Here is a 24,234-nt window from a genome sequence, read left to right as displayed (position 1 = left end):
ATAGCATATATTTTTTAGAAATAAGACGGTGTGAGGAGTATTCACATCGTCTTATTTCTCATCTCCTTCCTTATCATGAAGATTTATTAATTGCATTCTTTCATTAAATAAAGCTGGATAGCTCAAAAAACCAAGTAGTACACTTGTAATGACAGCTGCAGTTAACAATAGAAACAAGATCAGTAACTGAAAGAAAACAGCTTGTACAGGGTCTGCTCCTGCAATGATTTGTCCACTCATCATCCCAGGAAGCTGTACAAGCCCAATTGTTTTTTGACTTTCAATCGTTGGAATTGTACTAGCTTTTATAGAGTTAATTAATTGTTTATGAATGGCTTGTTTTGGTGTTCCTCCTAGTGAAAGAATTAATTCGGTTTCATTTCGATGTGTTTCTGTTTCCGCAGTAAAGCGGTTTAAAAATAAGATAGACAAGACCATTGAGTTCCCAATCATCATGCCACTTATTGGGATAATGTATTGAGCGGTTGGTGGTGTGATTTGTAATCCAATCAAGATTCCTTGCGTTAAAATTTCAACTGTGAGAAATGTTACTACTAACTTCCAGGTAATTCCTCGAATTGAAGCGCCTTTTTTTCTAGCGTTATGTGTAGCGGCGGTAATCATTAGTCCGATCATGAGCAGAATATATATGAAATTATTTGCATCAAAGACAAATTGAAGTACATATCCAACTGCAAGCAATTGAATAATCGAGCGGATCGTTGCAATAACCGTATCTTTTTCTAGCCCTAATTTTAATGTTTTTGATAAGAGAAGCGGTAGGAGCACAAAAATTAATGCTAGTGATAATGTAAGGTAACTCATTCAAGCTCCCCCTTTATAAATTGCTTTGCACGATCGGTTGTTGGATTTTCTAGCATCACTTCAGACCTTCCTGTTTCGACTAATTCGCCTGCCATCATAAATGCAGTATAATCACCAATTGATCGAGCCTGCTCTAAGTTATGCGTAATCCATAGGATCGTCGTTCCATAAGTATCATTAATCCTTTTAATTAATTTTTCAATTTCTCGTTGCGATACACGATCAAGTGATGACGTGATTTCATCAAGCAATAAAATGTCTGGTTGGTTTACAAGTGTTCTTGCAATCGATAATTTTTGCCTTTGCCCTCCTGAAAGATCATTTACTTGTTTATGAAGAAATTCCTTTTCTAACGCCACCATTTCGAGTAGTTCGGAGGCAACCACTTTATCTAATTGCTGCTCACGTAATCGAAGCGGTAATGATAGGTTGTCAAAAACGGTACCTTGAATCATTGCTGCATCTTGCAATGCAATGCCCACCGTACGTCGAAGTTCAACGGGTTCAAACTGATTAATATGCTTATTGGCAATAAAAATGTCCCCAGCATTGGGTGAGATTAGTCCATTGCAAAGCTTAAATAAAGTTGTTTTCCCAGCTCCTGAAGGACCAATCAAAGTGGTAATCTTTCCTTTATAAAAGGTGCCGGAAATATTTTTTAAAATCGCAGTGTTGCCATTCGAATAACTAACATTCTTTAATTCAATCGCAGGTTCTGTCGTTGTTGACAATGTGATCCACATCCTTGCGTGTCTAGTATTATAATTAATAAATAAATTAATTAATTAATTAATGCTTCAACTAGTTAGTATGTACTTCATTCGATTTTATCTTACATGGCTATGCGCTTTTTTGCCACGAATTACATTTTGTTTGAATTATCGCAATAAAAAACATACTTGCGTAAACCACAAGTATGTTTCAAAGCATGTAACACTCCAATTAATAATTTGTTTTTCTATTGTGAATAACTTTCTGGATCTGCGCAACGACAGAAGGATCTTCTAAACCAGTAATATCTCCAGCTACCTCACCGGTCGTTACAACTTCTTTTAATAATCGACGCATTATTTTTCCACTTACTGTTTTCGGTAACGCCTTGGTAATAATAATCTCTTTCGGACGAGCGATTTTACCAATGTTTTCAATAATGGCGTGGTGAATCGATTGTTCAATTGAACCCGTGTGTTCTATGTCATCTGCTAACCGAGCAAATACAATTGGAACCTCTCCTTTAATTTGGTCAGGTACGCCAATTACAGCAGCTTCCACCACACCATCTACCTCTAAAATGGCACTTTCCATTTCCATCGTACTTAGGCGATGACCAGCTACATTAAATGCATCATCAGATCGGCCGACTACCCAAAAATGCCCATCCTCATCCATGAGTGCCAAATCACTTGCAAAATAACAGCCATCTACCTGGCTATAATAAGAGCTATAATAGCGTTCCGGCTCTTTCCAAAGTGTGCGACAAAGCATCGGAAACGGACGCTTAATGACAAGATTTCCTAATGTATTGGGAGGAACTGGTTGACCAGCATCATCTACAATTGCTAGATCTGCACCTAGAAACTGGACACCTGCTGACCCTGGCTTCATTGGAGTGAGCCAAGCAGCACCAGCTAATGGTGTTCCAGCTGTTTCTGTTTGTCCCCATGTATTATTAATATAAATTTGTTTTTTTCCAAGTGTTTCATATGTCCATTGCCATGTTTCTGGATCGAATGGCTCGCCAACAAGTGATATGACTTCTAAACAAGATAAATCATAGTGCTGTAAAGGTTTTTCGCCCATGCTCTTAAGCATCCGTAATGCGGTAGGAGCAGTAAACAATTTATTAATACGATATTTCTCGATTAACTGATAGAATCGATCCTTTGTTGGATAATCAGGAGCTCCTTCATAAACAACAGTGGTTACGCCGTTTGCGAGTGCACCCGCTATTCCCCAAATATGCATCGTTAACCAACCGATGTCTGCAGAGCACCAAAACACATCATCTTGATGAAAGTCCATATGGTATTTTGCATAAAGATAATTTTGAATAACGAACGCCATCCCAGAATGAACGACACCTTTTGGCTTTCCAGTTGTTCCGCTCGTATAGAAAACAATTCCAGGCTCATTTGCTTCCATTTGCTCTGGTTCGCATTCAATGCTGGCTGATTCACGAATATCATGCCAATAATAGTCCCGACCTGATTCCATTTTAGGGTTGGTTCCCATTCTGTTAATCGTAATGACGGCTTCCACAGAAGGAACGTGAGGGAGTACGTTATCCACCTTTCCCTTTAGGAAAATTTGCTTTCCACGACGTTCTGTAGCATCAGCTGTGACAACAACCTTTGGATCGAACTTGTTTAACCGATCCATAAGGGATTTTTCAGAAAAACCAGAGAAGATTGCATTATATACTGCACCAACTCGAAAACATGCTAAAACCGCAATGAACGCTTCTGCTAAGTTTGGTAAAAATATTGCAACACCATCTCCTTTTTGAACACCAAAACGACGTAAGGAGTTAGCAAAACGATTCACTTCAGCGAGTAGCGTGTCATACGTGTACGAAGTGGTATCCCCATTCTCTCCCTCCCATATGAGTGCAGTTTGATTTCCATTGCCGGCTTGAACATGACGATCAAGGAGGTTGACACACGGGTTACTAATTCCACCGGTAAAAAATTGAAAATTAGGTAGCTTTCCAGAAATAGTCTTTTCCCATGGATGGTACCAAATAAAGTCTTTCGCAACGGTTTCCCAAAAATGGTCAGGGTCTTTCTGTGAAAATTCTAGGAGATCTTGAAATGCTTCTCTACTCTTTATGGTAGTTGCTTGTTCTTTATCTCGGTTAGAATAAACAAGCTTACTTTGTTGAACAACCTGTAAAATACGATTTTGATCCATGTAATCCCTCCATTCTTTCCTCTATTTTAGCATAAGGTATTATGCCTAGGTACTATTATAAGCAATGTTCTGAATTTTGATGATGACAGTTAAGTGACAAATTTAGAGAAAAACAGCTGATAAGACGATAAAATAAAACAGCAATCAAGGTGGGGATGAACAGAGTCGTCAATTACTGTTAATGCATTGAGAAAAGAAAAAAGACTTATGGGGACTCCATAAGTCTCGGTATATTTCATTGAATAAGTTGTCAGTTATATTCATATAGGGACGATTACCAGCCCCAGCCTGGACCGCCATATCCGGGTCCATAGCCTGCACCACCATAACCAGCGCCATAGGCAGGACCATAACCGGCGGCACCACCAAATCCACCGACATATGCCGTGCCAACAATGACGAGTAGAATGAATAACACAACGATTAACGCAAATCCAGAACCAGCTCCATAGCTTTCACTCATGAAATACACCTCCTTCTTCCTTGCGATACTGTTAGTGTATGTGTCCCTAATCAGCATGTGTGGACGTATATCCATAAAATAATGATAGACGTCGTAATCATTACAGGATTTTCTGAATAGGATATTAGAAATACTTGTCCTATTAACTTAAAATCGAAATGCTTCATTTTCATAAGTGAAGAAGGTACGGTGTGAATGCGTGTGAGTTTTATGTAAAGCCCCTGACTTTCCATTTCGCAATATAGCAAGAATTAATTCCTTATTAGGAGGAAGCAAATGAATAAAACGTTTAGCGTGATATTAGGAGGGGTGATACAAGGGTTTGGCATGGGACTTTTTCTCTTTCCACAGTCGATTCCATCAGGGGGAGCTGGTGGATTGGCGTTAGTTATTCACCATTTTTTTTCCGTTGGAATGGGTCTCTCATTATGGATTGTAAATTTTTCACTTCTTTTATGTGGTATGTATTATTTAGGAAAGCGATTTGTATTATGGACAATTGTAGGGATAAGTATAACTTCCTTTTCCATTTATTTTTTTGAGCAGCTTTTTTTTATTGAAGAAAGATTACTGTGGTTTGATTTATTTGTTGGATCAATATTTTTAGGGACAGGCATTGGGCTGTTGATGCGTAGTGGTGTATCCAATGGTGGAATTGGAGTGATAGCTTTCATGATATCCCATTGGAGAAACACACTTCCAGGCAAACCATTATTTTGGATTAATTGCTGCATATTTTTATTAACTGCAGCTATTATTAGCTGGAAGGTGTTAATCCTAGCTTTTATTAGCCAATGGATATCTACTTTTGTCGTTAATATGATTTATCGATATTAAGTATACGTATACTTAAAGGTTGTATGCTTGTCTTTTTTTCCATCTAGCCCTTTTACATGAAGCAAGAATAAGATAAGTAGAGCAACAATAAAAGTGAAAATGGCAATCGATAAAAACATACCAGCAACAGACCAACTCATTAATCGAGCAAAGATTGGAGGTCCAATGGCAACACCAATAAATCGAACAGAACCATATAAAGACGTAACAAATCCTCTTCTATCTTTACCGACAGCTCCAGTAATTAAGCTGTTAGTACATGGAAGTACGAGTCCGGCACCTACACTGCTGATGGAGAGAATAATTAAAAAAAGAATGAGTTTGTCAAACCAAATAAGCAGTGTATAGGAAAGCGTCATGAATAATAATCCAATAAGAATAAATTTCTTCATTTTTTCTAGATTTTTTTTAATTCTACTTCCCGTAAAATAGTTTGACGTTACCATGACAAGTAATGGAATAGCTAAAACCAACCCTTTCGTAAAGCCTGTTATACGATGCTTTTCCTCGAGCAGGTCAGATAAAAAAAATAAAATCCCAAACAGTGTGAATAAACACGTCCCGCCCGCTAAATAGGTTACAAACAACCACCTTCCTTCAAGCTTAAAAACACTTACAAGTCCATGGACGTATTTTCGAAATGAGAGGGGAGCTTGTTGATTCTTTTTTTCTTTTATCCATATCCATGTGAGGAAGATTGAAAGCACACATATAACTGGAAAAGCAAAAAAGACGGCATACCAAATGAGTAAGCCTAATAATGCTCCGAGAATTGGGGAGAGCACCTTTCCCAGTCCATTAGAAGCTTCCAAAATCCCGAGTACACGACTTTGTTCGGCACCTTTAAATAAATCCCCTGCTAGTGCCATTGCAATAGGAGCTGTTCCAGCCGCTCCAATTCCTTGAATAATTCGACCTACCATTAACCATAAATAGGCATTCGAAAATGCTGCTGCTGCAAAACCTGCGAGCAATCCCCCAATGCTAGTAAGAAAAAGTGCAGGGATTATAATCGCCTTCCGAGAAAAACGATCAGATAGATAGCCGAATAAAGGTATAAAGATGGCTGCCGCAATAGAATATCCTGTAATGGTTAAACTCACTTGCATTTCAGACAGGTGTAAGGCCTTTTTCATTGCTGGTAATATGGGGATAAGCATGGAATTTCCTAATGTCGTAATTAATGGAATCGATCCGATGGCCCAAATCGCCATCGATTTATTTTTTTTAGCCATGAATTAGCCACTCCTGCATTATTTTTTATCAGCATGTAACTTGCAGTAAGCCTCTCACTTTAGCATATAGGTATTAGCCCACAAGTTAGGTTGGTTCTATTCAACTAACAATCAGTGGTGGATAATCCCCCACTGATTGCTGATTATTTTATATGGACAGGTGGTGAAACAACCCATCCTTTTTTCTTTGATAAATCGGATAATTTTCGGTAATAAGTTATTTTTTGTTCGTGAAAGTCACCAAATATTTCCTCGAAGTCTGTTCGTATAGATATGTTCATCATAGAGCTACATTGTATTTTGCCATACATTAGCTCTTCCTGAACTAATATCGCAATTTCAGGTTCATGAAAACGAGCGCCTGCGGGAATGTCTTCCACTTCAACATTTGGACGATCAGGTGGGGCAGGAGGTAATCGGATTCCAGCCTCTTTTAAAATCATTTCGATTTGCTGTGCTTCCTGCGTTACTTCATTTTCCAATAAATCCTCTAAATATGCTTTTAAATCTTCATCGCCAGTATGATTAATAAAGACTTGTAGTGTGACTAAGTAATGCTTTGTATGAAATAGATATGCCCATAAATGGTATATCTCCCCTGAATGGAATGGTTCATTTTCTTTGTTTTTGCTCATTTCAATCACATGGATTTTCCCTTCTTTTTTAGTTTTAGGTTTCCATAAATAAAGAAAAATATGATGGTATTGGATATAAATGTTTTAGAAAAGAAGAGAAAATGGAGCGGGACAGGAACCTAGATTGAATTTTTACATAGGCTAAAAGCAGAGATTTTAAGCTGGGCGTTTTAGGAAAAAGCAAAGGAGATGACATGGTGGGATTGAAAAGAAAATTATTTTTCTTGCTTATAGGCTTGCTGCTGTTATTTGCATATGGTTGCAGTGGTGAAGCGAAAAAGAAGGATACGAAGGATGAGGAAAAAGACAAAGTAGTGCGTATTGGCTATCAGAAAAACTGTCCTTTCGTCATTGTTAAAGGCTTAGGAAAATTGGATGAGCGCTTAGATGAACTTGGCTATAAATTAGAATGGAAGGAATTTCAAGCTGGTCCAGCTTTAGTGGAGGCATTGAATGCAGGGAGCATTGATGTTGGTAGGACCGGGAATTCCCCAGTTATTTTCGCACAAGCAGCTGGTACCCCATTTGTTACACTTGGCGCTGGAAAACCAAAATTTTATGGAAGTGGAATTCTTGTGCCAAACGATTCCAACATTACATCGATTCAAGATCTAAAAGGGAAAACAGTAAGCTTTGCTAAAGGCTCTAGTTCCCACTACTTATTAATCAAAGCATTACAAAATGCAGGATTACAATATTCCGATATTACACCAGCATATTTGTCACCGGGAGATGCGCGAGTAGCTTTTGAACAAGGAGATGTAGATGCAATGGTTGTGTGGGATCCTTATACAGCTTCTACAGAGCTACACGCTAATGCAACTTTACTTACAAGTGGGGAAGGGCTCTCAACAGATCGAGATTTTTTTATCGCAACAGAAGCATTTGCAAAAAAACATGACAATATAGCAAAGATTATTATGGAAGAAGTAGAAAAATCTTCTCTTTGGGCAAATGAAAATCATGCGGAATTAGTGGAAATGCTTGCTCCGATACTAAATCTTGATGAGGATTCTGTAACAAAAGCTGTTGAACGCAGAGAATATGGCGTAGATAAAATAGGAGAAGAAATTATTCAAGAACAACAGGATATTGCTAATATTTTTTATGAATTAGATATCATTCCAAAAGCGGTTAATGTATCTGATGTGATGCGAAAATAGTAGAAAGGGAGGTCGATTCGATTGCAAGGAAGCAGGAAATTTTTAAAAATAACTCCTTGGATCGTTCCCATATTATTAGTATGTTGTTGGCAGCTTTTATCGATGATTGGAGTCATCCCAGTTAGAATACTTCCGTCACCTGGAGCGGTTTTACAGGCAGCAGTTGAACTGATTGGCACAGGGGAGCTGTTTGAGCATGTTTCAATTAGCCTTTGGCGTGCTTTAGCTGGGTTTTTGATTGGTGGTGGCATTGGCTTTTTACTCGGTATTTTTAATGGTATTTCTAGAATATCAGAGCTTTTGTTTGATACATCGGTACAAATGCTACGTAATATCCCACATTTAGCCTTAATTCCACTCGTTATTCTATGGTTTGGCATTGATGAATTTTCGAAAATCTTTCTCGTTTCATTAGGGGTCATGTTTCCGATTTATATTAATACGTATCATGGCATTAAATCAGTGGATAAAGGCCTAATAGAAATGGGTAAAGCCTATGGATTAAAAGGACGCTCCTTGTTTATGCATGTTATTTTACCTGGAGCGATGGCTTCCATTCTTGTCGGTGTTCGTTTTTCATTGGGGGTTATGTGGCTTACATTAATTGTGGCAGAAACGATTTCAACCCGATCGGGAATTGGGTATATGGCCATGAATGCCCGTGAGTTTATGCAAATGGATATTATTGTACTGAGTATTTTACTGTATGCATTATTTGGTAAGCTTTCAGATGTGATTGCGAAATATTTTGAGGGGAAATTGTTGCAGTGGAATACGTAAAGAGAGGTGGGGAAGAAGGAGATGGTTAGTAACAATAACGCGTTTATCCGGCTAGATCATGTGGATAAAGCATTTGATAATAGAAATGTATTGAAAAGGATTAATTTATCGATTAATGAAGGCGAGTTTATTGCGATTGTAGGGAAGAGTGGCTGCGGAAAGAGTACATTACTTCGTATTATTGCAGGATTAGAAACGTATGACTCTGGAAATGTTTCCGTTCGAGAACAACCTCTACGGTCCTTTAACAAAAAGGCCCGTATCATGTTTCAGGATGGGCGTTTACTTCCATGGAAGACAGTAATTGAAAATGTAGCAATTGGACTTGGGAAAGGGAAAGAAGAAAAGGCTTTGGAGGCATTAGATAGTGTAGGACTTGCAGAGCGTATGAAAGACTGGCCGAATAAATTATCAGGGGGACAGCAACAACGTGTCGCCTTAGCACGAGCGTTAGTGCACGATCCCAAGCTTCTATTACTAGATGAACCGCTTGGTGCACTTGATGCATTAACACGAATTGAAATGCAGGAGCTAATTGAGCGGTTATGGAGGAAAAATAAATTTACAGCAGTATTAGTGACACATGATGTAGAAGAAGCGGTTGCGATAGCAGATCGCGTACTATTAATTGAAGATGGAACGATAAAGCTGAATCAAGAGATTAATCTTCCACGACCTAGACTACGTACACAACAGGCGTTTGGTATGTACACGGAAATGATTTTGAATCGAATATTAGGACGGAAACCGCTTCCGAATCCACTTCAGAGTCAGGCGGTAAATTAAATAAGGATAAAAATAATTTCAAAGATATAAAAAGCAGTTGTCTCTATGATTGAAAACAGATAGAAACAATTGCTTTTTAATTTGTATTTATTTGAAGAGGAATGTTCAAATTCATCGAAGGCGAGGTGGATTTTTTCAAATTAGGTAAACATAGTGATAAGGATAGGGGATTACGTGAAATATTCCATTCTTGCCTCGGGGAAATATGACTTCAGATAGTTACCGAGTGTTAGTTTAATTTGCTCTTGTTGGTCTGTCGGATACACGTATTTACCAATTCCATATCGACCCCACTTCCATTTTCTTTTTGATTCATCAAGCTCAAGCTTTGTCATTGGATAATTTTCTTGAATGACTCGTTTTGCTGGTTTTGTAAAGCGATGTTGAATAAGCTCGAATGTTAAATCCTTCTTGGCGAAGCTAGGAAGTGCTGCTTCAAGTTTCTCAAACATTTCGAGATATCCTTGTTCCCAGCCCTCATGTAAATAAATCGGTGCAACGATAAATCCAAGTGGGTATCCAGCCTCTGCCACCTTAACAGCTGCTTCGATTCTTTCATGTAATCTTGAGGTGCCTGGTTCAAAATATTTAATAATGTAATCGTCATTAATACTAAAGCGAAACCGAGTTCTGCCATTATGTTTTGCATCTAGAAGATGATCTACATGTGCAAACTTTGTTACGAAGCGCAGTTGACCATGCTCCGATTGTCCAAAATATTCGATCGCGTGCTTTAATGTATGGGTTAAATGATCTATACCTACAATATCTGACGTACAAGAAGCTTCAAACCGAGTGATTTCTGGAGCGCGCTCTTTCATATATCCTTCCGCTGCATCTAGTATTTCTTCCACATTAACATAGGTTCGGATATACGGCTTACTTCCCATTGTAGTTTGTAAGTAACAATAATGACAGTGCCCCATACAACCAGTAGCAAAGGGAATGGCGTATTCTGCGGATGGCTTCGATGAATCAAATTGAAGTGTCTTTCGAATACCAATTACTAATGTTGATTTAGCTAGTCGATATTTCTGAAAATGATTTTCACCAGGAAAATTACGGATTTGATTATGGGATGTTGTTTGTTTGATTTCCACTCCCATTTCCTCGAATTTTTTCAGAAGCTGATTGCCGAGCGGATAATCTAATGCTTTTGGTTCAATATATACAAGCTGGGGAATGAAAGGTTTAACCATACAAATCACCATCATCCATCACTGCACCACTAAAGGCTTCTTGATAAGCATTTTCTGCTTCTTCCTCTGATTTAAAAATAGCAAATTCATCTGACAAAGGATAATAGGTTTCATAGACAAATAAGGCAAGTTGTCCTCTTTGTTCGGGATTCTCCACAATCGCCGCTTGCTGGACATTTGCTACTCCTTGGACATGTGGATTTCGAATAATTACATATACAATTTCACCAGCAGAGAATGTTTCATTTACCATCGTATTGTTCCACCTTTTCTTTGTTTAATATCTTTTTATTATGCTTTTAAGCGATTATTTTATGCTGTGTATTACGGATAACTAAAACCCCTTTTAAAAACGAAATTTTTTCGTATGAATTTACAATAAGTTGTAAAAGATATCATTGAATCATACTTGCAGAAGGATTATTTTCAATGAGAAGAGAGCTTGTTCACGAAATGGCTTATCGTATACGTTATCGAAGTTTGTTTTGTACCATTATTGCCGTGTCCAGTGCTGGAGGAATGCAAGTTAGATTCAATTAGAAGTGAAGGCTTCTTGCAAGGAATAGCTTATGGGAAGGAGGTGGATGCATCATGCAAACACTGCAACGTATCGCATTAGCTTTGGTCATCATCGGTGCAATTAACTGGGGTCTAATTGGTTTTTTCAATTTTGATTTAGTTGCCGCCATTTTTGGAGGACAGACTGCAGCTTTATCAAGAGTCATTTATGCGCTTGTTGGGTTAAGCGGTTTGGTTTGTATTTCTTTGTTATTCGCCCCGCTTGGTGAAGAAGATGACGTAACCGATCGTACTGTAAATACAGGGAATTTACAGTATGGAACTGAGTTTGGAGAGGACCCGGATTTTTCTAATACGGACAAGCCAAATCGGGATTAATCGAATTACATGATTCGCCATGCATATGAAAAGATATGCATGGTTTTTTCTTTGACATTAAAGAAGGATAACACGATTAATTAATTGAAAATTAACTTTATTTAACCTACCATGTGTTATAGTTGATTAGGGGTAGTTTATTTAATAAAGGAGTGGGGTGTATGATACATAACAAGCTTCTCGAATTAGATGGGAGTTATTATGAAATAGGAAAAAAGATAGGGGAAGAAGCAGGGAAATCGCTGCATTTCCAACAGGTGTTAGCTTTGATTAAACAATATAATTTTCAGCAGGATTCACATGAAATTAGAGAAAAACTCACGGAATGGTGTCCACAATTATTAGATGAGATTGCTGGAATAAGCGATGGACTAAAAATTTCCAATGAATCGGGATTAAGACTCTTTGCAGGCTATGATATGCCAAAGCTTGAAGGAATGGGTTGTACCAGTTTTTGTACGCAAGACTATTACGTTCGAAATTATGATTTTAGCCCACAGTTGTTTGATAACATATTTATGGTTCAACATCCTGTAGACGGCCGTATGTTATGTGGTCATTCACAGCTGTTGTTGGGAAGATTAGACGGGATGAATGAAAATGGATTAATAATTGGACTGCATTTTGTAAATAACAATACATATAAGAAAGGCTTTTTATGTAGTACGATTACGCGAATAGTTTTAGAAACATGTACCACGACAGAAGAAGCAATTGAACTTTTAGGAAAGTTGCCGCATGCTGCTAGCTATAATTATTCTTTGTTGGATAGGCATGGGAGTATGGCAATCGTAGAAGCTGCTCCATCGATTCAATATGTTCATCGGAACACTAATTATTTGATAGGTACGAATATGTTTTATGCACAGGATTTGCAACCATATAATCGAGCGAATCATGATTCTTCACAAAAAAGGGTGGAAGCGATTAAAAATTGGGAGTACATTCCTTCGGCCGAAGAAGTACATGAATGGTTTGCTAATACCGATTCCCCAGTTTTTTATAAAGATTATGACGCTTTTTTCGGTACCTTGTATACAATAACTTATCTTCCAAAAGTTGCACAGGTGATCCGAACGAATATGACTGGTGAAACGAAATCATTTACCCTTTAAAATCATATGATTAACAAAGGACTTAGTTATATAAAAAGATATGGTAACTTTATAGACGATGTAAACTCTCATCCACAATTTGGATGGCTTACTATTTCTATTGAAGAAATTAGAGCTTTTTTTTCCAGTGATAGTATGTTAGAATAACTTTTCGTAACTAACAATTAATAAAATATTTTGAGAAGAGTAACTTTATAGAGAAAGAAGGATAAATATGGCTAACGATAAAGCCCAAAATCAGTCTGCACCGAAAGTGAACAAGGTACCTATCATGCTTGTATTGATTTCAGGGGCTTTTGTAGCAATACTAAATCAAACCTTACTCGTTACTGCTATTCCGCACATTATGAGAGATTTGAATTTAGAGCCAAGTGTCGTCCAATGGCTTCAATCTGTATTTTTACTTGTAAATGGGATAATGATTCCAATTACAGCATTCTTGATCGAACGATTTACGACAAGAGGGCTTTTTTTATCGGCAATGGGACTTTTTGGACTTGGAACATTGGTGTGTGCAATTGCACCTGATTTTACATTTTTAATGATAGGAAGAATTCTACAGGCATCTGGTGCTGGTATTATGATGCCATTAATGCAAACCATTTTATTTCTTATCTTTCCAATTGAAAAACGCGGTTCAGCAATGGGGATGTTCGGCATGGTCATTGCCTTTGCACCCGCAATTGGACCGACACTTTCTGGTTGGATTGTAGAGCATTATCCATGGCGAGCACTGTTTTATGTAGTTTTGCCTATTGTAATTATTGATTTAATTGTTGCCTTTTTCATTTTGAAAAATGTGACGAAGCGTACATTTCCTAAAGTCGATGTTATTTCGATTATCCTCTCCACATTTGGTTTTGGTGGCTTGCTTTATGGTTTTAGTACTGCAGGTAGTCATGGGTGGAGTAGTTCTCACGTTATCCTTTCATTAATAGTTGGGGCAATTTCCTTAGTTTTGTTTATATTAAGGCAGTTAAAATTAGAGACACCAATATTAGAATTTCGTGTTTTCCAGAATAAGATGTTTACATTAACTACTGCATTAGGAATGATTTCCTTTTTAGCGATGATTGGTGCGGCAGTTGTATTACCAATATTTATGCAGGATATGCTTGGATTTAGTGCGCTAGAATCAGGCTTAATGCTAATGCCCGGTGCTGTGCTAATGGGGATTATGAATCCAATCACGGGCCGTTTATTTGACCGCTTTGGTGCAAGATGGTTGGCGATTATTGGAATGCTAATTGTAACAATAACAACATTTATGTTTTCGCTACTTTCTGTCGAGACAACATTTTTGTATCTTGCTATTGTAAATGCAGTTAGAATGTTCGGCATTGCGATGGTAATGATGCCAGTAACAACTGCCGGTTTAAATCAATTGAACTCGAAGCTTATTCCACATGGAACAGCGATGAATAATACAATGCGACAAGTGGCTGGTGCAGTAGGGACAGCACTTCTTGTTACCTTGATGACGAATCATGCAATACCAAGTGAAGGGATGAATGGTATGATTCATGGTGTGAATGTATCCTTTGGTGTAGCTGGTATGTTGTCAATCGTTGCCTTTATTTTAGCCTTCTTTATAAAGGATCGAAAACCGAATATGAAAAACGCATAATGCTGGTAACAGACTCTATTGAAAGAGAGCCACATCGAAAATAATGGATGTGGCTCTCTTTTTAACATTTTTTCTAAATAAGTCTCTCTTACTTGCTTTAAGTTATGTACGGAATAAAAAATGTTGAAATTGTTCTACGGTTTCAAAGTAATAGTCGGAATCTGATTTCATTTCTTTCTTGATCTCGGGTATACTGTGTGACCAACCTGCAGCAGCAAAGTCCACTTTACAACTTTTTGCCATTTCCAGTCCTGGCTTTAAATCGTCAACCATTAAGGCTTCCGTTTCTAGAAGATTAAAGCGTTTTAATATTTCTTTTATCGGATATGGATGTGGTTTTCGCTGAGGTTCAGGAAGTTCCCAACCAAAAATTGCGTCTGGAACAAACCCACAATGAATAGCATAATCCCTTTTAATTCGATCCTTTTCAGAATGAGAAACGACCGTTACAATTCCACCTTGTTTTTTAAATTGTTGAACAGTCTCTATAAACAATTCATAAAAATCTGGCACAGTTGATTCTGTATATTTTCTCCATATTGCTTGCTGATGTGCTTGTTCTGCTTCTGTGAATTTAAGGATGTTCCTACACAGAGAAGAAAAGCCAGGATTAAAACAATATCGAACAAAATCTTCTAGTGTAATAGGCTTATCATTCGGTCGCAAATCTTTCAAAGCCTCTACAAATGATGGATAGTGTATATCAGGTGTACTTTTTACGCCAGTATCATCGTGGTCTAGGATTAAACATTTATATCTTAAAGCCATCATAACCTCCTGAAAAAACTGTATTATCCTAATGCGCAAATCTATCTTTAAATTTTACCTTTTTTGAAAGATTTAATCCATTAATAATTGGAGTGATTAATTTTTTCTATGAAAATATTTGTTTCAACATAACGATGTTTATAATACTATTTTAAGTATAGGCACAAAATGGTCACAAGAAGAAATCCGAACTATGATTCAGCATAAAAATGAATCAGTTCGGACTTTCAAAAGTTATAAGTATTTTGGCACAGCTTCAAAATTTAGAAGTAGATTGCTTTATCCTTGTTCTTCATCTTCTGTTTTTGTTGCTACCATTTGCTCTGTGCTTTCTCTGTGATTTTGGAAGGAAAGTGAACGATCGTTTTGCTCTATATCCAGAAAGCGATTTTTTCCAGAAATATTTTCTAATAATTCTTTCACATCAATTCCAGAGGAGGCTTTTAATGATTCTTGAAGTGTAGACATAAGATTGGTAGCGTACCCTGTCACCTTATTTGCTCCACCTTCTGCACTATTTCCGCCAGTATCAACTACTGTGATCTTATCTATATTGGATAATGGACTTGCGACTTGCTTTGCGTAATCAGGTAGCATTTTCATTACCATATCGAGGACTGCCGCTTCACCGTATTGTTCAAATGCTTCTGCGATTTTACGCTTGGCCTCTGCTTCCGCTAATCCTTTTAAGCGGATAATTTCTGCTTGTGATTCACCTTGTGCTCGTTCTGCATCGGCTTTAGCAATCCCGTCGATACGAACCTTTTCTGCTTCCGCTTTTGCTTCTGCTTCGATGCGGTATTTATTTGCATCAGCATCAGCAATTTGTTTTGCTTTTTCAGCGACAGCTGCTTGTTCCACAGCGTAACGATCTGCATCTGCTTTCTTTTTAACCTCTGAATCATATTGTCTTTCACGACGGAGGATCTCTTTCTCTTCTAATTCAATCTGCTTTTGGCGCTCGATAATTTTTACCTGCATTTGTTGCTCGGTTACCTCTTGATGCGCACGTGCAGTTTCTAAGTCATAGGCTTGGTCAGCCCGAGCTTTTGCAATGTCCTGCTCTCTACGATATTCCGCGGTTTTTAACTGGTTTTCTTTTTCAGCTTCGGCAATTTCCGTCGCTCGCTCGAGCTCGGCTTTTTTTGCTTCTTTCGCTGCTTCAGCCTGTTTTATTCGTGTTTCTTTCTCTGCGTCAGCAGTTGCGATATCAGCATCACGCTTTACTTGGGCAATTCTTGGTTTACCAAGTGATTCTAAGTATCCATTTTTATCTTGGACATCTTTTATTGTGAATGAGACGATAATTAAGCCCATTTTGGCCAAATCTTGTGATGCAACACGTTGAACCTCTTGGGAAAACTTATCTCTATTTTTATATATTTCTTCAACAGTCATCGATCCAAGAATAGAGCGAAGATGACCTTCCAATACTTCTTTTGCTTCATTTTCACGGTCTTCCTTTGATTTTCCGAGGAACTGCTCTGCTGCTGTTGCAATTTCGCCAATTGAACCACCTATTTTAATAATTGCTGTTCCATCTGCTGCAACTGGTACACCTTGCTCTGTATATACCTCTGGTGATGTGACATCAAGCTTGCTAGATAGTAAACTTAGCGGTGATGCTTGTTGAAATACCGGAAGGACAAAGGCTCCTCCCCCACGAATGATTTTAATCTTATTCCCTGAATCATCAAGGTGGACATTTTTCCCACCTAGATAGCTTCCTGTTACAATGAGTGCTTCGTCTGGTCCGGCAGTTCGGTATTTTGAGATGAAGAGCCCAATTAATGCTAGTAAGAATACAATTGCTATACCGATTACAATCCAAATACCTTCAAACATTTCTTTTCCCCCTTGTATCTATTTATTAATTAAATTACACTTCCGATTGGAAGGGTATATTTAAACAGATCTGAGCTTATCTTCATATGGGACAACATAAAGCACACCATTTGTTATTTCTAAAACGAGTACATGCGTCCCTTCTTGAATGGAAACCTTATCCATACTTGCTGCTGGTTTTGAAATCATTCCACTGTTACTTTCAATAAATATTTCTCCATACCCATCCTCAGGAATAGGAATGATGATCTTTCCTACTCTGCCGATTAATGAGTCCTCTGTATAGCTTAATGAACCCTCCGCATTGGATAACGGGATAAGTACAAACACATTTAGTATAGTACTGAGTATTATTGCGATTCCGATAGATATAGCTAAAATAATAAAACTATTAATAGAAGTAACTCTTTCGAATATATAGCCATTAACAGAAAAAAAGATAACAAAAGCTAAGAAAAGTGCAGGATTCAGGAATCCGCTTGCCCCACCAATACCTTCAATAACATCTCCAAAGAATAAATAGATAATCGTTAGAAATCCAAACAGGATTAGCAAATAAAAATAGATTGTTTCCATCGGTAATCCAAAAAGCGTCATATGCACCCATCCTTTATGAAGAAGTAAGATACCTATATTACGATTCCAATTAAGAAAAGTTTCAATAAAAGGAATTTTCAGTGTAAAGCATTCGTTTTGGCGGATTTATTAGGTTAGAAACGAAAAGAAAGGGGTTTTCAGAAATAAAAAGATAGGTTACTTATTTCTTCAATAATTACACTTGAATTGTATAAAAAGGAAGCCGATATAAGAGAAGGAATGATAGCTTTATTACATAACAAAACGGAGGGAAATGTATGCTAAAAAAACTACGGTTCAAACCACGTTTTAAACCACGGTTTAAAAATATTTCGATTGGCTGGAAATACGGCTTCGTTTTTCTGATGACGATTATCCTTTTTAGCGGCTCTGCTTTAGCGGTATCTTTCTTAATTGCCAATGTAGGAAAAGGCATAAATACAGTTGATGAAAAAAGTAATCAAGCAGTAGATATTATGGAGCTAGGCTCATTGACGCGTGCAAAAGGACTTTATATCATTAGTTATTTTCACGAGGGTGATTCACAATATATTGAGAAATTTGATGCACATAGCAAGGAATTTAATGAATTAAAGGAACGTATAACAGCACAAATAGAGAATCAAGCGCAACAAGAGAAGCTTGCGGTTGTTTTTGATAATGACATGGAAATTAACCGAGTATTTGAGAATTATGTACAAGGCGCTGTTGCAAATGGAAATGCAGCATCTGCATTATCTTATGTAAAGCAGGCAGGAGATATAAGAGAAGAAAATGTTGCTATGCTTGATGAGCTCACAGCTGCGATAAATAAAGAACGTGAACAGGCAGTAGCAGGGGCGAAGCAGGAGCAAAATTATACGTATACAACACAAATTGTTTTTCTTATTGCTTCCATCGTAATTGGTGTGATTAGTCTAATAATTATTAGTCGTATTGTGTCACGAAATTTAAATCAAGTCGTTCATGCTAGTGATCAGATTGCTAATGGAGATTTGCTTGTTGAACCTATTAACTATGAAGGAAAAGATGAAATTGGTAGACTTGCAACCTCGATTAATAAGGTAGGAGAGAACTTACGAAATATATTAAAGGAAGTTGCATTTGTATCTGAAACAGTTCGTAGTCATAGTAATGAATTAACACAGTCGGCAAACGAAGTAAAAGAAGGGTCAGAGCAAATTGCAGTAACGATGCAGCAATTGGCATCTGGTTCTGAAACACAAGCAAACCGAGCAAGTGAGCTTTCTGCAGCAATGGGGAATTTTTCTATTAAAGTTCAGGATTCTAATCAAAATGGTGAGCTTGTTGCACTGGCATCAAATGAAATAAAGACAATGACGAACGATGGAAGTAAATTGATGAAAGATTCAACAGCGCAGATGGCTATTATTGATGGGATTGTGAAAGAAGCAGTTCATAAAATGCAAGGCCTAGACGAGCAATCAAAGCAGATTTCACAGCTCGTAAACGTAATCAAGGATATTGCAGAACAGACAAATCTACTTGCCTTAAATGCAGCAATTGAAGCAGCAAGAGCAGGAGAACAAGGCAGAGGATTTGCTGTTGTTGCTGATGAAGTAAGAAAACTTGCTGAACAAGTATCTGCATCGGTTGGAGATATAACGGGGATTGTGAAAACGATTCAGGAGGAGTCAGGAAGTGTAGCGGCTTCATTACAGCACGGCTATGATGAGGTAGAAAAAGGTTCAAGTCAAATAAAATCAACAAATGAAACGTTCCAAGGAATCTCGATGTTTGTAAATGAGATGGCGAGTAATATTCAGTTGGTCACAAAGAATTTATCAGAAATTGTTGATGAATCGTTAGAGATGAATGGATCTATTGAAGAGATTGCAGCTATATCTGAGGAATCTACGGCTGGTGTAGAAGAAGCATCGGCATCCTCACAGCAAACGAGCAGTTCAATGGAGGAAATAACACAAAGCTCTGAGGAATTAGCAAAGCTATCTATGCAATTAAATACTTTATTAAAGAAATTTAAACTGTAAAATCAAGAGGCTGGACAAAACAATTTTTCATCCGAAAAATCCGAACAAAATATAATGAAATAAAATTATTGAGCAGTTGAGATGGGTGAGATTCCTTGAAAAAGAGATGCGCTTTTTCTGGTGCAATGAGTCGCTAATGTAGCATTCCTCGTCTTAAGGGATCAGCAACAGGGAACGCAGACTAAAACCGCTACGGCCTGTGACAATGTCTGCGCTAATAATTCCTGTACGTCGAAAAATCCACTCGGAAAAGCAAACTTTCTTTTTCTTAGTTTGCTGAGGACGTGCCCGGGGAGATCGAACCCATTTTCAAGCTGCAATGAAATTATTCGGATTTTGATCTACATACGTTTGTTTTGTTTGATCCTCTTGTGTTTTTCAAATTAGTGATTAAGTTCTTTTATAGAAGGAATTCAGAATCTTCGCTAACAATGTTGCGATAACCCTATATTAACTTTATAATGAACATAATATAAGCGGAAAGGATGATCATGGGCAGATGAAAAATTAATCCTATTTTTTACGTTGAATCGAATGGTTGCTTACTGAACAGGGGGTCTCTCTGTTTATTTAGTAAGCAAAGGTTTCGGTTTGCGAGGGATAGGATTAAGTTTGCCCAGAATGATTTCATGCGTAGTCCATTCTCGGTATAAGTCTTTTTCCTGTTCCTTGTGAACAGGATTTTTTAATTGTACAGATAGGAGCGGATGGAATGGTCATTATAACTGCAACGGATATCGTATACGAAATACAAGGAAGGGAATTGCTGCAAGTCGAACAATTACAAATGAATAAAGGAGATGTAATTGGCGTTGTCGGCAGAAATGGTAGCGGAAAAACTTCGCTTGTAAACATTTTAGCGGGAAAGATTAAACCAGCAAAAGGCGAGGTTGTAACTGCTTCCTCGGTCCGGTTAGTTCCACAATTAAAACGAAATTCTTCTTTTAAAAGTGGTGGGGAACTAACACAGGAATACTTAAATGCTGCGTATGTTCATCGACCGGAATTATTGTTACTTGATGAACCAACAACGAATCTAGATACGTAGCATATTGAAAGGTTAGAAAAAGATTTAAGACGGTGGATTGAGAGTATTGTCATTGTTTCACATGATCGTGATTTTCTCGATGCGTTATGTAACAAAATTTGGGAGGTGGAAAACGGAACAGTAGTCGAATATAAAGGAAATTATAGCAATTACGAGGAAGCAAGAGCACTGAAAATAAGGCAGCAGGAAAGTGATTATGATCATTATGTGAAAAAAAAGAAAGAACTTGAAAGAGCGATTGAATTAAAGAAGAAGAAAGCAGCGAGAGCAACTAAAAATCCAAATAAAAAAACTGATTCCGATGCGAAACAAATGGGAACGAAGCCTTATTTTGCAAAAAAACAAAAAAAGTTAGATGCAACTGCCAATGCCATCAAAACGAGAATGGAGCAATTGCATAAAGTAGACAAAGTGGATGAAGTCCCTCCATTAAAAATGAATATTGTAAAAGCAGATGAATTGGGGAATCGTGTTATTATTCGAGTAAATGAATTAACAGGAAAAATAAAAGAACGATTGTTGTGGAAGCCAACTACTTTTCATATACGTGCCGGAACGAAACTGGCGATACTTGGAGGAAATGGTACTGGAAAAACGACATTTATAAAAAACCTATGTGCCAGGGTGGAAGGAATTAACGTTTCCAACGCTGTGAAAATAGGCTATTTTAGTCAAAATATCGATGTTTTAGATGAGACGAAAACGATTATAGAAAATGTGCAACAAACATCTTCCCAAGTGGAAGCATTAATTCGCACTGTTTTAGCCCGATTGCAGTTTTTTGGCGAGGATGTGTATAAACCGGTACAACTATTAAGTGGCGGAGAACGAGTAAAGACAGCTTTTGCTAAAATTTTTTTAAGTGACATTAATACACTTGTCCTTGATGAACCATCAAACTTTTTGGATGTTTTCGCCATAAAGGAACTTGAATCGTTGCTAAAAGAGTATCAGGGCACGGTTATTTTCGTCTCTCATGACCGTCGATTTATTCATCATATTGCAACACAACTACTCATCATAAAGAATGAGGAAATGGAGCTATTTGATGGCAATTTCAGTATGTATCAACAGCAAATGACTAGCAAGAAGACTTCGAATCATAGCGAACGCTTATTGATTTTGGAAACAGAAATAACTGAAATCATTAGTCGCTTGAGCATACAACCTGATTCAAAATTAGAAGAAAGGCTTCAACAATTACTATGGGAAAAAAAAGGACTGCAAAAAGACAAATAGCAAGGCGACAAAAAAGAGGTTCGTAAGGAATATCTTTTTATTATATGAATTTGTATGCAAATAAAGGATTTTAATGAATTCTGTTGAACTTTATGTAAATAAGTTATCAATGCTTTCGTTAGGAGGAAGAAGATGAATGATGAGAAAAGCAATCGTAACGGCATGGGTTTTTCGTTAACTAAAGAAATTTATACGTATTTAACAAAAGAAACAAAACTAACCGGTGCATTATCTGGGATTAGTATCCGTTCAGCAGATACAGGAGCGATTATTTATGAAAAAATGGGCAGTACGCGATTTCATCCTGCCTCTAATATGAAGCTGTTAACAGGCGCGGCTGCATTATCCGTTTTAGGAGAAGGATATCGCTTTTCAACCGTGTTATCTTTTGATGGCGAAATTCGAGGTGATACATTGTATGGAAATATTTATTTACAAGGAAAAGGTGATCCAACATTACTTCCAGATGATTTTACTTTGTTTGCTTTAAAGCTTGTCGAGCAAGGCATTCATAAGATAGAGGGAGATATTATTGGTGATGATTCATGGTTTGATTCCATTCGTTTATCACCTGATTTAATATGGAGTGATGAGCATTTTTATTATGGATCGCAAATTTCTGCGTTAACCGTATCACCAGATAGAGATTATGATGCAGGTACAGTTATTGTAAAAGTACAACCTGGAAAGAAATGTGGAGAAGATACGATTGTCTTATTAGAACCGAATGTTGACATGATAGAAATTGTGAACCATTCGATCACTACCTCTGCTAGTGATGACGGAGAAATCGTAATAGAACGAGAGCATGGAAGTAATCGCATCATTATTAAGGGTATGATTCCAATTGATCATGAACCGGTACAAGAGTGGGTAGCTGTTTGGGAACCAACCTATTATGCATTACATGTTTTTAAAAATGCACTTGACGCACAAAATATTTCGTTTACTGGCACATTAAGAAGTGACATCACGCCATCGTATGTAATAACTGTGTATACGAAATGGTCGATGCCTTTAAGGGAGCTATTCATCCCCTTTATGAAACTAAGCAATAACAATCATGCGGAAATATTCGTAAAGGAAATGGGGAAGCTAGTTCTTGGAGTCGGGAACTGGGAGTATGGGTTAGCGGTGCTTCGGTCAGAAATGGAAGCGTTAGGCTTATCAATTTCCTCCTGCCTCTTGCGTGATGGTTCCGGAATTTCGAATGCAACTATGATTCCTCCAAATGAAATTAGTTATCTACTATACCAGGTTCAAAATCAAGCTTGGTATCCGGTGTTTCTTCAGTCCTTGCCGATTGCCGGAGAGATTGATCGAATGGTGGGAGGAACATTACGTGATAGAATGGAAGGACTTGAAATGGTGAAAGCAAAAACCGGAACCATTCAAGGTGTTAGTACATTATCAGGCTACATGTGGACAAAGGAGGGTGAAGAGCTTATTTTTTCAATAATGTTGAACAATTTATTAGATGAAGAAGAAGGACCAGCTATTATTGATCAACTCGTAACTATTATTGAAGCAAATACTGTGTTAACGAGTAAAGAATAAAAATCCTTTAAAAAGTGGTTGTAAAACATGTTAAATCATGCTATTATTTTTATATTGTAATAATGACCAAAATACTCATTTAGTCATTTCGGGCAAAAGGTTAGGGTGAGGCAAATGGCAATTGACCGAAAAAAACAAATCGTCGAAGCAGCTACAAAGTCGTTCTCCTTATTCGGTTATAAAGCAACAACAATGGATCAGGTTGCAAAATTAGCAGGAGTTGGCAAAGGAACAATTTATACATTTTATAAAAATAAAGAAGAATTGTTCGGAGATATTATCGCATCACTCATTAGAGAAATGAAAGCCGCGGCTGAAGCGGTTATTGATGAGAATAGCTCCTTCCATGAAAATGCCGATCGGGCTTTATATAGCTTACTGGAATTTAGAAAGGATCACCAGCTTACGATTAAACTGCTACAAGAGGAAAAAGAGATGGGAACTCCAGCGGTTTCAGAGGTGGTTCAACAGTTAGAAGCGGCTATTGTTGGTTATATTAAGGAGATTGTCCAACGGGCAATCGATAAAGGAGAAATCAAGCATTGTAATCCGGAGGTTACGGCCTTTGTCATGTTAAAGCTCTACATTTCATTAATTGTCGATTGGGAGCAATTTCATGAGCCATTTAATAAGGATGAAATATCAAAGCTATTTAAATTATATTTGTTCGAAGGATTATCACAATGATGATCCTTGATTTTTTTCAAAAAATGACCA

General features: G+C 37.5%; 21 protein-coding genes and 1 pseudogene. 11 read left to right on the top strand and 11 right to left on the bottom strand.

Annotated features, from left to right (window positions below; genetic code table 11):
• Nucleotides 1-51: 51 nt before the first annotated feature.
• The 4 genes from SPK86_RS00800 to SPK86_RS00785 form a co-directional block, all read right to left on the bottom strand.
• On the bottom strand, nucleotides 52-825 hold the full coding sequence (locus SPK86_RS00800; protein WP_284139341.1) for an ABC transporter permease: 774 nt from the start codon (nucleotides 823-825) through the stop codon (nucleotides 52-54).
• Nucleotides 822-1,556, bottom strand: a complete 735-nt coding sequence (locus tag SPK86_RS00795) for an ABC transporter ATP-binding protein (RefSeq protein WP_330948464.1) — start codon at nucleotides 1,554-1,556, stop codon at nucleotides 822-824. The genes SPK86_RS00800 and SPK86_RS00795 overlap by 4 nt, the downstream gene beginning before the upstream one ends.
• A gap of 211 nt (nucleotides 1,557-1,767) precedes the next feature.
• Complete coding sequence (locus tag SPK86_RS00790; RefSeq protein WP_330948463.1) at nucleotides 1,768-3,735, bottom strand: acetate--CoA ligase; 1,968 nt, start codon at nucleotides 3,733-3,735, stop codon at nucleotides 1,768-1,770.
• 274 nt (nucleotides 3,736-4,009) lie between these two features.
• Nucleotides 4,010-4,198: a YjcZ family sporulation protein gene (locus SPK86_RS00785; RefSeq protein WP_284139338.1), complete on the bottom strand. Its 189-nt coding sequence runs from the start codon at nucleotides 4,196-4,198 to the stop codon at nucleotides 4,010-4,012.
• A 276-nt stretch (nucleotides 4,199-4,474) separates the two neighbouring features.
• On the opposite strand from SPK86_RS00785, the gene SPK86_RS00780 reads away from it, so the two are divergent.
• Nucleotides 4,475-5,035, top strand: coding sequence for a YitT family protein (locus SPK86_RS00780; protein WP_284139337.1), 561 nt, complete (start codon nucleotides 4,475-4,477; stop codon nucleotides 5,033-5,035).
• Here the strand turns inward: SPK86_RS00780 and SPK86_RS00775 are convergent.
• Nucleotides 5,032-6,270 carry an MFS transporter gene (locus SPK86_RS00775; RefSeq protein ID WP_284139336.1) on the bottom strand — a complete coding sequence of 413 codons (1,239 nt, stop codon included), beginning with the start codon at nucleotides 6,268-6,270 and terminating at the stop codon, nucleotides 5,032-5,034. The genes SPK86_RS00780 and SPK86_RS00775 overlap by 4 nt on opposite strands.
• Before the next feature lie 143 nt (nucleotides 6,271-6,413).
• A complete protein-coding gene (locus SPK86_RS00770) occupies nucleotides 6,414-6,905 on the bottom strand; it encodes a DUF3231 family protein (RefSeq protein ID WP_330948583.1) in 492 nt (163 codons plus the stop codon).
• 194 nt (nucleotides 6,906-7,099) lie between these two features.
• Between SPK86_RS00770 and SPK86_RS00765 the strand changes: the two genes are divergently transcribed.
• From SPK86_RS00765 to SPK86_RS00755, 3 genes are read left to right on the top strand one after another with little or no spacing between them, the layout of a single operon-like run.
• A complete protein-coding gene (locus SPK86_RS00765) occupies nucleotides 7,100-8,068 on the top strand; it encodes a sulfonate ABC transporter substrate-binding protein (RefSeq protein WP_284139335.1) in 969 nt (322 codons plus the stop codon).
• A 21-nt stretch (nucleotides 8,069-8,089) separates the two neighbouring features.
• Complete coding sequence (ssuC, locus tag SPK86_RS00760; RefSeq protein ID WP_284139334.1) at nucleotides 8,090-8,848, top strand: aliphatic sulfonate ABC transporter permease SsuC; 759 nt, start codon at nucleotides 8,090-8,092, stop codon at nucleotides 8,846-8,848.
• Between the two features lie 21 nt (nucleotides 8,849-8,869).
• Nucleotides 8,870-9,634: an ATP-binding cassette domain-containing protein gene (locus tag SPK86_RS00755; protein WP_330948462.1), complete on the top strand. Its 765-nt coding sequence runs from the start codon at nucleotides 8,870-8,872 to the stop codon at nucleotides 9,632-9,634.
• 170 nt (nucleotides 9,635-9,804) lie between these two features.
• On the opposite strand, the gene splB is transcribed toward SPK86_RS00755, so the two are convergent.
• The gene (gene splB / locus SPK86_RS00750; protein ID WP_284139633.1) at nucleotides 9,805-10,833 is read right to left on the bottom strand and encodes a spore photoproduct lyase; all 1,029 of its coding nucleotides are present in this window, start codon (nucleotides 10,831-10,833) and stop codon (nucleotides 9,805-9,807) included.
• The gene (locus SPK86_RS00745) at nucleotides 10,826-11,086 is read right to left on the bottom strand and encodes a transcriptional regulator SplA domain-containing protein (protein ID WP_284139332.1); all 261 of its coding nucleotides are present in this window, start codon (nucleotides 11,084-11,086) and stop codon (nucleotides 10,826-10,828) included. The genes splB and SPK86_RS00745 overlap by 8 nt, the downstream gene beginning before the upstream one ends.
• Before the next feature lie 338 nt (nucleotides 11,087-11,424).
• On the opposite strand from SPK86_RS00745, the gene SPK86_RS00740 reads away from it, so the two are divergent.
• The 3 genes from SPK86_RS00740 to SPK86_RS00730 all read left to right on the top strand — a co-directional run bounded on the left by SPK86_RS00740 (nucleotide 11,425) and on the right by SPK86_RS00730 (nucleotide 14,472).
• Nucleotides 11,425-11,730 (top strand): DUF378 domain-containing protein, encoded by a 306-nt coding sequence (locus tag SPK86_RS00740; protein ID WP_284139331.1) that lies wholly within the window; start codon nucleotides 11,425-11,427, stop codon nucleotides 11,728-11,730.
• Nucleotides 11,731-11,891: 161 nt separating this feature from the next.
• The gene (locus SPK86_RS00735) at nucleotides 11,892-12,845 is read left to right on the top strand and encodes a C45 family autoproteolytic acyltransferase/hydolase (protein WP_284139330.1); all 954 of its coding nucleotides are present in this window, start codon (nucleotides 11,892-11,894) and stop codon (nucleotides 12,843-12,845) included.
• A gap of 214 nt (nucleotides 12,846-13,059) precedes the next feature.
• Complete coding sequence (locus tag SPK86_RS00730) at nucleotides 13,060-14,472, top strand: DHA2 family efflux MFS transporter permease subunit (RefSeq protein WP_284139329.1); 1,413 nt, start codon at nucleotides 13,060-13,062, stop codon at nucleotides 14,470-14,472.
• 102 nt (nucleotides 14,473-14,574) lie between these two features.
• Here the strand turns inward: SPK86_RS00730 and SPK86_RS00725 are convergent, their stop codons facing one another.
• The 3 genes from SPK86_RS00725 to SPK86_RS00715 all read right to left on the bottom strand — a co-directional run bounded on the left by SPK86_RS00725 (nucleotide 14,575) and on the right by SPK86_RS00715 (nucleotide 17,682).
• On the bottom strand, nucleotides 14,575-15,243 hold the full coding sequence (locus SPK86_RS00725; RefSeq protein ID WP_284139328.1) for an HAD family hydrolase: 669 nt from the start codon (nucleotides 15,241-15,243) through the stop codon (nucleotides 14,575-14,577).
• 276 nt (nucleotides 15,244-15,519) lie between these two features.
• Entirely contained in the window at nucleotides 15,520-17,085 is a 1,566-nt protein-coding gene (locus SPK86_RS00720) for a flotillin family protein (RefSeq protein WP_284139327.1), read from the bottom strand.
• Between the two features lie 60 nt (nucleotides 17,086-17,145).
• Nucleotides 17,146-17,682: a hypothetical protein gene (locus SPK86_RS00715; protein ID WP_284139326.1), complete on the bottom strand. Its 537-nt coding sequence runs from the start codon at nucleotides 17,680-17,682 to the stop codon at nucleotides 17,146-17,148.
• 257 nt (nucleotides 17,683-17,939) lie between these two features.
• On the opposite strand from SPK86_RS00715, the gene SPK86_RS00710 reads away from it, so the two are divergent.
• The 4 genes and pseudogenes from SPK86_RS00710 to SPK86_RS00695 all read left to right on the top strand — a co-directional run bounded on the left by SPK86_RS00710 (nucleotide 17,940) and on the right by SPK86_RS00695 (nucleotide 24,204).
• A complete protein-coding gene (locus SPK86_RS00710; RefSeq protein ID WP_284139325.1) occupies nucleotides 17,940-19,673 on the top strand; it encodes a methyl-accepting chemotaxis protein in 1,734 nt (577 codons plus the stop codon).
• 712 nt (nucleotides 19,674-20,385) lie between these two features.
• A pseudogene (gene abc-f, locus SPK86_RS00705) lies at nucleotides 20,386-21,960 on the top strand (ribosomal protection-like ABC-F family protein).
• 132 nt (nucleotides 21,961-22,092) lie between these two features.
• Nucleotides 22,093-23,517: a D-alanyl-D-alanine carboxypeptidase/D-alanyl-D-alanine endopeptidase gene (gene dacB / locus SPK86_RS00700; protein ID WP_284139324.1), complete on the top strand. Its 1,425-nt coding sequence runs from the start codon at nucleotides 22,093-22,095 to the stop codon at nucleotides 23,515-23,517.
• Between the two features lie 114 nt (nucleotides 23,518-23,631).
• On the top strand, nucleotides 23,632-24,204 hold the full coding sequence (locus SPK86_RS00695) for a TetR/AcrR family transcriptional regulator (protein WP_284139323.1): 573 nt from the start codon (nucleotides 23,632-23,634) through the stop codon (nucleotides 24,202-24,204).
• Nucleotides 24,205-24,234 lie beyond the last annotated feature (30 nt).

The organism is Virgibacillus sp. MG-45 (assembly GCF_036409425.1).
Taxonomy (GTDB): domain Bacteria; phylum Bacillota; class Bacilli; order Bacillales; family Amphibacillaceae; genus LDC-1.
Note: the sequence above shows the minus strand (reverse complement) of the source record. Positions and strands in the feature narration are given on the sequence as shown.